The sequence below is a fragment of the Marinomonas rhodophyticola genome (assembly GCF_026113935.1).
GTDB lineage: Bacteria > Pseudomonadota > Gammaproteobacteria > Pseudomonadales > Marinomonadaceae > Marinomonas > Marinomonas rhodophyticola.
In genome coordinates, this window is record NZ_JAPEUL010000004.1 from 827612 (window position 1) to 839712 (window position 12101).

Sequence of the window (12101 nt, forward strand, 5' to 3'; positions counted from 1 at the left end):
AGGGAAAGATAAATGAATAAAATGAAACTAGAATTTTCGATGGATATGAAAGATAAGCGAGTGCTTATTGTCGATGATGTGCCGAGTAATATTGATTTGCTCAAAAGCATTTTAGCCGAACATTATCAAGTTCAGGTTGCAAAAAGCGGTCAGGCCGCGTTGGATATTATCAATCGGTGTATGCCTGATATCGTATTGTTGGATATTATGATGCTGGGCATGAACGGTTTTGACGTCTGTAAAGTGCTCAAAGCGGATGCTAAAACAGCGGATATTCCAGTGATTTTCTTAACGGCAATAACGGATGCACACCATGAGCAAGAGGGTTTCAATGTCGGCTGTGTTGATTTTATTACGAAACCGATTACGCCATTAACTACCTTATCTAGAGTCGCCACTCACCTGAAGCTTGCTGATAACAATAAACGTAATAAACAAACTATAGCATATAGAACAAAGCAATTAGACGATGCTTTAAAGTCTGCTATAGAGATGCTTGGTGAGGTAGGGCAGCTTAACGATACCGATACCGGTGTGCATATGTGGCGCATGGCCGATTATTGCGCCATTTTAGCAAGAGCGATTGGTTGGAACGAAGAGCAAGTTGAATTACTAAAGTTAGCCGCACCCCTTCATGATACGGGTAAGGTTGGTATTCCCCATTCTATTTTGAAGTCACCAAATAAATTGAGTGATGAAGAGTGGGAAGTAATGCGCCAACATACGGTTATAGGTCACCAAATTTTAATTAAAAGCGATGCACCTCTGTTTAAATTGGCGGCTGAAGTGGCGCTTGGGCATCATGAAAGATGGGATGGCACCGGTTATCCTTTCGGCTTGACTGGACATGAAATTCCGCAATCCGCTCGGATTGTTGCTTTAGCTGATGTATTTGATGCCCTCACTATGGAGCGATCCTACAAGCAATCTTGGACAGTGGAAGAGGCTCTTGGGCATATTAAAAACGCTGCCCATTCACATTTTGACCCAGAGTTGGTTGACTGCTTCTTGTCAATTGAAAGCGAAATACGCGAGGTTAAGGAAAATGGGACGCTGTTGATTAATGAACAGCGCAGCATTTTTTAAACTTTTTGCCCGATCCACATAGGCAAGGGTCGTTCCTGCCTACTTTCATTGCTTCAGAATTGATCAGTGGCGTATTTTTTTGTATGTCATGTTCGCCTGATATATAAAACCATTTACCTTTAATTTTTTTGAATAGGGAGCGTTCACTCAAGCGACCAATGTGCTTCCCTTCCTTAAAATGAGCAGAAAAGGACACAAGACCTTTTTTGTCTTTTTCTAAACCCTCTTCAGTACTATGGATTTCAAGCTTTATCCATTTTGTTTGTTCATTGCTGTCTTGTATGTCTGAGGCAGACTGGTTAGGGTCATCAATCAGCTTTTGAGTTGCCGCGATGTAATCAAAATTGCCCAAAGCAAAAGCAGTGTAGCGTGAGCGCATTAGGGTTTCTGCCGTTGGAGCGGTACTCCGGATTGTTATGGTACATACCACAACACATTTCATAGGGGCTGCCTGTTTCACAAGGACAATTTACTGGAATTGGCATGGTTCACTCCTCTCATCGCCAAATGCACTTTCACAAATGTACTTCAAGGTGCGTATAATACCTTTTTATTTAATGGCTAACAGGAATTATTTGTGACCTCATCGGGCTCTACATCATTTTTTGGTTTGACTTTGAAACAACCGGAACGGACCCAGCGCGTGATCGTCCCATGCAATTTGCTGGAATTAGAACAGATCTTGATTTTAATCCTATTGGTGAGCCTGTCATGTTTTATTGCCGATTGGCAGAAGATGTGCTCCCGCAACCAGAAGCTTGTTTGTTAACGGGGATAAGTCCCCAGGATGCAAATCGTGAAGGGCTTTGTGAGGCGGAATTTATGCAGGCGGTAGAAGCTGAATTGTCTTTACCAGGAACCTGTGCGCTTGGTTACAACTCTATTCGGTTTGATGACGAAGTGGTGCGTTACAGTTTTTATCGTAACTTTATCGATCCTTATGCTAGAGAGTGGCAGAATAACTGTTCTCGATGGGATATTATTGATCTAGTTCGAATGACTTATGCTATGCGTCCTGAAGGAATCGTTTGGCCAAAAGGTGACGATGGTCAGGTCTCGATGAAGCTCGAAGCACTGACAAAAGCCAATGGTATTGCGCATGAGCAAGCACACGATGCGTTGTCCGACGTGTATGGCACCATCGAGATAGCGAAATTGATTCGTAGTAAGCAACCTAAATTGTTTGCCTACTATTTTAAGATGCGTCAAAAACATGAGTTGCAGCAGTTTATTGACATATCGAGGCTAAAACCCTTTCTGCATATCTCTGGAATGTTTGGTCAGGCGAGATACTATGCTGCGTTCGTTGTCCCGATTGCACCTCATCCAACCAATAAAAATGGTGTGATTGTTTACGACTTAATGGCAGATGCACAACCTCTAGTAGATTTGAGTGTTGAGGAAATTCGCCATCGTGTGTTTACGCGTCAGGATGAGTTGGGGGAACTTGAAAGGTTGCCTTTAAAAGTCATTCATTACAATAAATCTCCAGCAGTTGCTCCCGCCACTTTTCTGAAAGATGCGCAAGTTGTTCAGCGCTTAGGTTTAGATGGTGCTGTTTGTCGTCATAATCTTGCCATCATAAAAGGGCATGCTGGTCTTGCGGCTAAGTTAAGCGATGTCTTTGCGCAAGAGGAACGACTCATCCATAAAGATCCAGATGTCATGCTTTATTCTGGTGGTTTTTTCTCCAGAGAAGATAAAGCCAGAATGGAAACGATTCGTTCGACGCCAGCAAGTCAATTGGCTGAACTGGCGGTATCGTTTGATGATCGACGATTGCCAGAAATGTTAATGCGCTACATTGGGCGTAATTACCCAGATCAATTGACAGAGCAACAAAGAGTGGAGTGGGAAGAGTATCGTCAAGTCCGCTTGCTTGAAAAAGATGGTGGCGGTTCTATTTGTATGGAGCAGTATTTTGAACGCTTGAATCAGATCGCTCAAACTCCTGATTTGACACCGGCAAAGCAAATAATGCTGCAAGACTTGGCTGACTATGCACAAAGTATTTATCCTATTGCGCTATAAGGAATTAAAATGAGCGAACAACATAATGGTACAAATTGGCTGGTTGGTTTTGCCGCTTTCATCATCATTATTGCAGGGCTAAAAGCCGCATCACAAATAGTCGTACCTTTTATGCTATCTGTGTTTATCGCTATTATTTGTGCGCCTCTGATGTCAAGTTTACGTCATCGAAAAGTGCCGACTTGGTTGGCTATTATTTTGGTGGTGATGCTGATATTGGTTGGGATTGGATCTTTAGCCGTGTTGGTTGGCGCATCCTTGGATAACTTTTCCAGTCAACTGCCAAGCTACAAAGCTCGATTTGCTGAAGAAACATCTAATCTGATTAAGTTAGTGAACAGTTTTGGCTTACAAATATCCTATGATCAAGTAAAAGGCTATATTGACCCTTCAGCATTAATGCAGATGGTAGCCAATGCGTTACGTGGACTGGGTAGCGCTCTGACAAATCTTATTTTGGTTGTCATGATCGTTATTTTTATTTTATTCGAAGCGGTTGAGTTGCCCAAAAAGTTATCTGTGGCTTTAAATGACGCGTCGCAATCCCTACAGAAATTTGAATCTTTCATTCAGTCTGTTAATCGTTATCTTGTCATTAAGACCTTGGTGAGTATTTTAACAGGGGTGCTCATTACGCTTTGGCTTTGGGTGATTGGCGTAGATTTTCCTATTTTATGGGGTGTGTGTGCTTTTCTTTTGAATTTTGTGCCTAATATAGGGTCCATCATCGCGGCGGTACCGGCCGTTTTATTGGCATTTGTTCAGTTGGGTAGTCTTTCTGCAGGACTGACTGCGGCGGGATTTTTAGCTGTCAACTTAATCATAGGAAATGTCATTGAACCTCGATATATGGGGAAGGGGTTGGGGCTGTCTACCTTAGTGGTGTTTTTGTCTTTACTTTTGTGGGGTTGGGTTTTTGGTCCCGTTGGCATGTTACTCTCGATTCCTCTGACTATTATTATGAAATTAGCATTTGAAGCGCATCCAAGAATGCAATGGTTGGCTGTCATGATCGATTCGGACTCAAGTAATCCAAGACGTTAATTCAGCTTAGTCTATGGTCTTAAGCTGGCAGGATCTTATTTTGAACCTAGCTGGCTTTATTTTGTTTTTTCGCGTATACTTCGCCATCGGATTTTCGTCCGAAGAAATCTATTAAGGCATGTAAATACTTACAGGCCTTATACTCACCAATAAAAGGTACTAATTTACATGTCTGACGCTGATACTCAGCCTACATTTGATTCGTTGGGCCTAATCGCCCCTGTTCTTAAAGCGGTTGCTGACCTAGGTTACGAGCAACCATCTGCTATCCAAGCGCAAAGTATTCCATATCTATTAGAAGGTCGAGACCTTTTGGGGCAAGCGCAGACGGGTACCGGTAAGACAGCAGCGTTCGCGCTCCCGTTACTGTCTCGCATTGACGTTACAGATAAAACGACACAATTACTTGTACTGGCTCCAACTCGTGAACTTGCTATTCAGGTTTCTGAAGCATTTCAAAGTTATGCTCGCAATCTACCCGATTTCCATGTACTGCCTATTTATGGCGGCATGTCTTATGACACACAATTGCGCCAATTAAAGCGTGGTGTTCAAGTTGTTGTCGGAACGCCTGGTCGTGTAATGGACCATATTCGTCGTAAAACATTGAAGCTAGATGGCATTAAAGCTTTGGTTCTTGATGAGGCGGATGAAATGTTACGTATGGGATTCATCGATGATGTCGAGTGGATTCTTGAGCAAACGCCACCTACACGTCAAATCGCTTTGTTTTCTGCAACAATGCCTGCCGTGATTCGTCAAGTGGCTAACCGTCACCTTAACAATCCGAAAGAAGTGAAAATTGTTACCAAAACTTCTACGGCTATGACGATTACACAAAAATATTGGTCGGTAAGTGGTCTTCATAAATTAGACGCTTTGACTCGTATTCTTGAGATGAATGAACACGATGGTATGATCATTTTCGTTCGTACCAAAGCCGCAACGATTGAGCTTGCTGAAAAACTAACCGCTCGTGGGCATGCCTGTGAAGCGCTAAATGGTGATATCAGTCAAAACTTGCGTGAGCGTACGGTTGATCGCATTAAGAATGGCCAAATTGACATTCTTGTTGCTACAGACGTTGTTGCTCGTGGTCTAGATGTAGAACGCGTAAGTCACGTGGTCAACTATGACATTCCATACGATACTGAGTCTTATGTTCACCGTATTGGACGTACAGGTCGTGCTGGTCGTTTAGGGACGGCGATTCTATTCGTTGCTCATCGCGAGCGTCGTATGTTGCAAGCTATTGAGCGTGCGACTCGTCAGCCAATTGAAAGCATGACGTTACCAACTGCTTCCGATATTAACGCACATCGCGTTAATCGATTTAAGCAGCGCATCACTGATGCGATGGACAATGAAAACCTTGATTTCTTCTTGGAGCTTGTAGAAAGTTACCAGAAAGATAATGAAGTGGATCCTTTGAAAATGGCGGCTGCTTTAGCGCATATGGCACAAGGCAAAACGCCATTGCTATTGTCTGAAATGGAAGTTCGCCAAGAACGCAGAGAGCGTCGTGAAGATCGCGATGGATCTCGTTCTGAGCGAGGTGATAGAGGCGATCGTGGTGATCGTGGTGATCGTGGTGATCGCGCGCCGCGTGAGCGCAAGGTTCGTCCTGTTACTGCAGAAGCAATGCCGTTAAAAGATGATCCAAGTACGTCCATGACCCGTTACGTTGTTCAAGTTGGTTACAGTGATGGTGTTAAACCTGGCAATATCGTTGGTGCGATTGCGAATGAAGCGGATATTGAAAGCCGTTATATTGGTCATATCGAAATCTATGAAGATTTTGCAACAGTTGATTTGCCTTCTAACTTAAGTGCCGATGCATTAGGTAAGTTGGGGAAGACGCGCATCTGTGGACAGCGTACTGATATTACTAAGCTAGAGAATGTTGATGAGTTGAATAAGCGTGCAGCCGCGCCTTCTACTCGTAAGCGTCCAGCAGGTGGCGGTGAGCGTCGTCCTACTAATGGTGGTGAGCGTCGTCGTTCAAGCGCCGGTGCGGGTGGCGGTCGCGACCGTGATGCAAATCGCAGTGCTGAGCGTCGTCCAAGAGCGCCAAAAAAGAATAGCTAATCGTGTAAAAACGATAATACAAAAAAGCCGCTTTATAGCGGTTTTTTTGTATCATATAGCACTCAATTTTTTAGTCGGGTTAGAAGATAAGCTATGATCAAAAGTGCTTTATTTAATAGACAGAAAAAAACGTAACAGCACTTGTCTTTTTAGGTATCGGACTATTTTTTACATTAATAGGGTATTTTTTAACCCGATTGTATTTTTTTGCGACAAACGCCAGTTACTTTGCCGCGGAACCTCTTGGCAATATCCTCTTAGCTTTTTTTCATGGTGTGCGTTTTGATTTGTCTGCGATGGCATTTTTAAATGCACCGTTATTGTTGGTTCTATTTGTCTCTCTTTGGTTTCGTGTTTTAGCTAAAGTAAATATGAACTTGGTATTTCTCTATCTATTTGTAGTGAATACCTCAGCTATCGTTATTAATTTTGTCGATACAATTTATTTTCCATACACAGATCGCCGTAGCGGTATGGAAGTTTTTTCTATGACCAATGATGTTGTGTCTCAGTTACCAGAGTTAGTGGTTGTTTACTGGGGATACGCTGTTGCCAGTGTTTTGATCTTTGCTGCTTATTTTTGGTTGCTTTTGCAGGTAAAAAAGCGTGTACCTCTTGTGCAACTAAATCAAATCTTTCTATTTTTCTTATGTTTTTCTTTGTGTCTAATTTTTATTCTTGCTATTCGAGGAGGCTTTCAATCTAAGCCTATCAGGTCGCTGAATGCCTATAGTTATCCGTCTAGTAGGCTTGGCGCTTTGGTATTAAATACGCCTTTTACATTGCTAAAAGAAGATGCCGATCACTTAAAAAAAGTGGCGTATTTTGCAACAGATGAGGATGTCAGGAAATCATTACGTGCTGAAAAGCGTCACAATAACGAGTCTGAAATAAAAAAACATAATGTTGTTATTCTGATGTTGGAAAGCTTTGGTCTTGAATATTTCGGACCGCCGTATGGACTTAAATCTTACGTTCCTTTCTTACAAGAACTTTCAGAAAAAGGTCGATTTTTTCCTAACGGAGTGGCGAACGGACGTCGCTCAATTGAGGCGGTTCCGTCTGTTTTAGCTGGGATTCCATCATTGATGCCGGAAGCCTTTATGCGTTCTCCTTACCAGTCAAACACTATTCATGGTTTAGGTCAGATTGTTAAACCTTACGGTTATAGTACGGCATTTTTTCATGGCGCTAAAAATGGCAGTATGTATTTTGATGATACAACTTATCGTTTTGGCTTTGACCACTACTTTGGGCTAAATGAATACCCAAATCCTTTACATTTTGATGGGCAGTGGGGGATTTTCGATGAGCCTTTCCTTCAATTCTCTATTCATGAGATGGATAAGATGCCTAAGCCATTTATGGCTGGAATTTTTACCATTAGCTCCCATCCACCTTATACTTTGCCTGAGCAATACATGGGTAAAATAGAGGAGGGCAGTATACCAATGCACCGCGTCATTCAGTATTCTGATATGGCTTTGCAGCGTTTTTTTGACGAAGCGTCAAAGAAAGATTGGTATAAAGATACGCTCTTTATTATCACGGCTGATCATACGTCTGATAATTTTGATCCTGCGTTTGCAACGCCTTTGGGCCGTCATCAAATTCCTATAATCTTGTATCAGCCAAATCATCAACTATCTCCAGGTGTGGTTACGGATATGGCTCAGCAAATAGATATTCCTGCAACAATTGTTGATTATTTAAATCTGCCAGAAAGAGATAAGATCTTGCCATTTGGACGATCATTGCTGGAAGATGATGCGCAATCTGATGCTCTTATTAAAGCGGAAGATGCTTACTGGCTAATGTCTCAGGGCAAATATGTGAAATTGCCCATGATTAAAGGTGGGGTGATTGAAACGGGTAGTCTCCCAGGAACATTTATGCAGCCAACTGACAAAGAGGCAAGGGTAGATCTGGATAAGTTAGAACAACGCTTAAAAGCGTATGTGCAGATTTACACCAACGGGCTGATTGATAATTCGTTGTACAATTTTTCATCTAACAAAACGCAGTAGGTAACTAATGAACGAGATTACTATTATTAAGCCAGATGATTGGCATTTACACTTTCGCGATCAAGACATGTTGTTCGAGACGGTTCCAGCAACAGCTCGCTGCTTTGAGCGTGCTGTGGTGATGCCCAATTTGGTGCCGCCAGTAACAACGGCAGCGCTCGCATTAAGCTATAAAGAACGTATTTTAGCGGCCCGTCCAGCTGGCAGTACATTTATGCCAGTAATGACCATTTATTTAACAGACAAAACCAGTGTGCAAGACATTAAAGACGCAAAAAAGGCCGGTGTATTGGCGGCGAAAATGTATCCAGCTGGCGCGACGACCAACTCTGATTCTGGGGTCAATTCTTTAGAGTCTTTATACCCTGTTTTTGAAGCGTTGGCCGACAATGGTATGTTGTTGTTGATCCATGGTGAAGTGACCCAGAAGCACATTGATATTTTCGACCGTGAAAAAGAATTTATTGATCAACACATGGTGAAGATTGTTGAACGTGTACCTCACCTAAAAGTTGTGTTTGAACACATTACGACCAAAGAGGCTGCTGATTTTGTGTTGTCTGCTCGTGAAGGGGTTGCTGCGACTATTACGCCTCAACATTTGCTGTTGAATCGTAATGATATGTTGGATGGTGGGATTCGCCCGCACAACTATTGCTTGCCTGTTCTTAAGCGCAGTACTCATCAACAAGCTCTACGCGCGGTGGTGAAATCTGGCTCGCCACGATTTTTCTTGGGAACAGACTCCGCTCCTCATGCCAAGCATCGCAAAGAATCCGACTGTGGGTGCGCGGGTTGTTACAGTGCTTGGTCTGCACTTGAGTTGTATACGCAAGTGTTTGATGAGCTAGACGCACTCGATAAGTTAGAAGGTTTTGCGAGTTTTTATGGTGCTGACTTCTATGGATTGCCTCGCAATACAGAAACCGTGACCTTGGTTCGCGAGTCTTGGGAGGTGCCTAGTAATATCACCCTGCCAAATGGTGAGCTCCATTGTGCCGTTTTTTGCTGGTAAGCAAGTGGCTTGGAAATTGAAGTAAGACACTCTGTCTATGTTTAAATGAAACCGGATGCAGCAATGTGTTCGGTTTTTTTTTCATCATTTTGAGATTAACGTCGTCAACGATTCGGTAGCACTTGGAGGTATAAACGTTGGATGATTAAAGATGGGAAAGAAATTTAGAGAAGTATAAGGTGGTGCGGATGGAGAGACTCGAACTCTCACGCCGTGAAGCACTGGAACCTAAATCCAGCGTGTCTACCAATTCCACCACATCCGCATGCCGTGTTAATGTGCGAGATCTTACCGATATTTTTTGCTGATGCAAGCGTTTTTTTGGTGAAGTATTTATATTTATTTTTTTAGAATGGATCACGGAATTTTATAAGATGAAACAGGACTTATAAAATCAAAAATGGTCTAATAATAGTACCCTAACTTGTTATTTCAGCAGAGTGAGAATATGGAAAGTCATTCGGTGTTAATGTTATTAAATCCTCTTGATCTTGTTACACTTTTTGTCTTTTTTGCTTGCTGGTGGGGATACGCTTTTTATGCTCAATACAATTCTAAGCGTCGTTCTTGTTTGGTGAGTGTGTTGCATCAATTTCGCTTAGCGTGGATGTCTCGTTTACTTAGACGAGACAATCGAATCGCCGATGCCTCGGTGATGGCGAATTTGGAGCGCAGCAGTTTGTTTTTTGCATCGAGTAGTTTGCTGATTATCGCAGGTTTGTTCACTGCCTTTAATTACTCCGAAAAAGCCATTGGTATTTTATCCGATTTTTATCTTGTCTCACCCATGAGTCAGCAAGAGTGGGAATTGAAAATTATTGTTTTGGTGGCGATCTTTTCTTATGCGTTTTTCACTTTCACCTGGTCTGTTAGGCAGTATAATTTTTGTTCTGTATTGGTTGGTAGTGCACCACTGGCAACAGAACGTGGTATCGAAGACAGTGAGCGTGAATTGTACGCCATGCATATGGCGCAGATTTGTAGTTTAGCGGCCAATCAATTCAACTACGGATTGCGTGCTTTTTATTTTGCGATGGCGTTTTGTGGTTGGTTTCTTGGTCCATACTTTTGTATGGCCGCCAGTGTCATGGTGGTGGCGGTATTGTATCGTCGTGAATTCCGTTCTAAAACATTCAAAACATTGAGCCGAGGACTCGTTATGAAATCTCATGCTTCCTAATTTCCCCAAGCCCTTACCAGTAGAGGATAAGCCTGTTAATCGTACGGTGAATGTTGATGACAGGCTTTACCAGTATTTGGTTGATGTTTCCGTTCGTGAAAATGATTTTTTGAAAGCGTTACGACGTGAAACAGCACAATATCATATGGCTCGCATGCAACTGTCCCCAGAAGTTGGTCAGTTGTTGGCTCTATTAGTCAAACTACAAGCCCCCCAAAAACTGCTCGAAATAGGTGTATTTACTGGTTACAGCACGTTATCAATGGCGATGGCGATGCCAAAAAATGCGAGATTAGTCGCCATTGAAAAGAAGCAGATGTGGCTGGATATTGCGACGCGTTATTTGGAGCAAGCAGGGGTGATGGATCGTGTTACCACTTATTGCGATAAAGCCTTGCCAGTCATGCAGTCTTTTTTAACCGCTGAGCGGGAAAGTTTCGACTTCATTTTTATCGATGCGGACAAGCAAAATCTTTTGGCTTATTACCAATTGGGAAAGCAATTATTGCGTCCAGGTGGTTGTCTGTTGATTGATAATACATTGTGGTGGGGCAATGTGGCTGATGAAGCATTTACCGATAAAGACACCAGAATTGTTCGTGAGCTTAACAAAACTATCTATGAAGACACGGATGTTGAGTTGTCACTTATTCCTATTGGTGATGGCCTTACATTGGTTAGGAAAAAGATCGATAGTTAACAGATTTCATTTCTAATGCTGATTAAGATGAAAAATAAAGGTAGTGACTTTAAACGCCCCAGTATTTTGGGACGTTTAATGAACCTCTTTATTTAAAGAGGCGTGACTTCTTGCTTCTCATTTAAACTTACTCCCAATGTAGCTAGCTGATATTTTTCGAGATACCGGTAGATAGAAGTGAAAGTGGTTGTTCTAATCTCACCTTGATGATCCTTGGTCGTAATGTCATCTATAAACATAGAACCAAGAGCTAACTTAAAACTATTAATCTTAACGACTTGTGGTGTGAAGTAGGTCTTTTCAATGGCTTTGAGTCTTTTCATATCCGTGGTTTGGTAGATAGCAGCATTGATTAAATTTAGTGTGTGTTCCGTACAGTTTTGATATTGATTATTAAATGGATTGGCAATAACAGAATAATTAGGATTATGTAGCTTAGCGTCATTTCCATTGTCGATTAAGGCGATTAGCCTGGCTTGTATCTCTTTACTCGGTATGATTATTCCCGCCTTTAATTCCTGAACACCCCAGAAAAAATCAACAGGGTAGTCTATCACTAGCTTACTTCGATCTGCTTCTCCATCTAGCTGATATAAGTTATGTATTGCATAGCCTTGGACTGTTGCTCCGTTAGAAAGTTGAATATTTGAATAAACAGCAATCGCTGTGTGGGTATAGTTAATACCCTCCGGTAAGTCTTTTTTGGGTCTGCCAACACGAGCGATAATAAAGGCTCGTGCACCATTAGACGCGGCGTATTTCTCGACATTCTTAGCAAACTTAATAATTCTTTCAGGCTCTATCACGGCCTGCTCTGTGGCTTGGCTGCCTGCCCAAATATTGCTCGATATTAGTATTAATAAAGTTAGTAATATCCTGATATTCATTTCAGTATCCTTTTGAAAAATGCCGAATGACATACACTGCTTA

General features: G+C 42.1%; 9 protein-coding genes, 1 tRNA gene and 1 pseudogene. 8 read left to right on the plus strand and 3 right to left on the minus strand.

All coding sequences use genetic code 11. From position 1 onward, the window contains the following. The first annotated feature begins 12 nt into the window (after nt 1-12). Nucleotides 13-1086, plus strand: coding sequence for an HD domain-containing phosphohydrolase (locus ONZ52_RS04895; RefSeq protein WP_265217600.1), 1074 nt, complete (start codon nt 13-15; stop codon nt 1084-1086). Here the strand turns inward: ONZ52_RS04895 and ONZ52_RS04900 are convergent. Next, nucleotides 1061-1528 (minus strand): YchJ family protein, encoded by a 468-nt coding sequence (locus ONZ52_RS04900; protein ID WP_265217602.1) that lies wholly within the window; start codon nt 1526-1528, stop codon nt 1061-1063. The two genes, ONZ52_RS04895 and ONZ52_RS04900, sit on opposite strands and share 26 nt — an antisense overlap. Nucleotides 1529-1740: 212 nt before the next feature. Here ONZ52_RS04900 and sbcB point away from each other — a divergent pair, with 212 nt between their 5' ends. From sbcB to pyrC, 5 genes and pseudogenes are all read left to right on the plus strand, one after another. Continuing rightward, complete coding sequence (sbcB, locus tag ONZ52_RS04905; RefSeq protein ID WP_265217603.1) at nt 1741-3117, plus strand: exodeoxyribonuclease I; 1377 nt, start codon at nt 1741-1743, stop codon at nt 3115-3117. Nucleotides 3118-3126: 9 nt separating this feature from the next. Next, nucleotides 3127-4161: an AI-2E family transporter gene (locus tag ONZ52_RS04910; protein ID WP_265217604.1), complete on the plus strand. Its 1035-nt coding sequence runs from the start codon at nt 3127-3129 to the stop codon at nt 4159-4161. A 168-nt stretch (nt 4162-4329) separates the two neighbouring features. Continuing rightward, nucleotides 4330-6249, plus strand: a complete 1920-nt coding sequence (locus ONZ52_RS04915; protein WP_265217606.1) for a DEAD/DEAH box helicase — start codon at nt 4330-4332, stop codon at nt 6247-6249. 197 nt (nt 6250-6446) lie between these two features. Beyond that, nucleotides 6447-8276, plus strand: a complete 1830-nt coding sequence (locus ONZ52_RS04920) for an LTA synthase family protein (RefSeq protein ID WP_265217607.1) — start codon at nt 6447-6449, stop codon at nt 8274-8276. A 7-nt stretch (nt 8277-8283) separates the two neighbouring features. Further along, a pseudogene (gene pyrC / locus ONZ52_RS04925) lies at nt 8284-9316 on the plus strand (dihydroorotase). Nucleotides 9317-9471: 155 nt separating this feature from the next. On the opposite strand, the gene ONZ52_RS04930 reads toward pyrC, so the two are convergent. After that, nucleotides 9472-9556 (minus strand) — tRNA-Leu (locus ONZ52_RS04930). Nucleotides 9557-9739: 183 nt separating this feature from the next. Here ONZ52_RS04930 and ONZ52_RS04935 point away from each other — a divergent pair. Together ONZ52_RS04935 and ONZ52_RS04940 are read left to right on the plus strand one after the other, a co-directional pair. Beyond that, nucleotides 9740-10471 carry a DUF599 domain-containing protein gene (locus ONZ52_RS04935; protein ID WP_111605999.1) on the plus strand — a complete coding sequence of 244 codons (732 nt, stop codon included), beginning with the start codon at nt 9740-9742 and terminating at the stop codon, nt 10469-10471. Continuing rightward, nucleotides 10461-11171 carry an O-methyltransferase gene (locus ONZ52_RS04940; protein WP_265217608.1) on the plus strand — a complete coding sequence of 237 codons (711 nt, stop codon included), beginning with the start codon at nt 10461-10463 and terminating at the stop codon, nt 11169-11171. Before ONZ52_RS04935 ends, ONZ52_RS04940 begins: the two co-directional genes overlap by 11 nt. Before the next feature lie 92 nt (nt 11172-11263). Here ONZ52_RS04940 and ONZ52_RS04945 read toward each other — a convergent pair whose 3' ends face one another. After that, complete coding sequence (locus ONZ52_RS04945) at nt 11264-12091, minus strand: DUF2145 domain-containing protein (protein ID WP_265217609.1); 828 nt, start codon at nt 12089-12091, stop codon at nt 11264-11266. Nucleotides 12092-12101 lie beyond the last annotated feature (10 nt).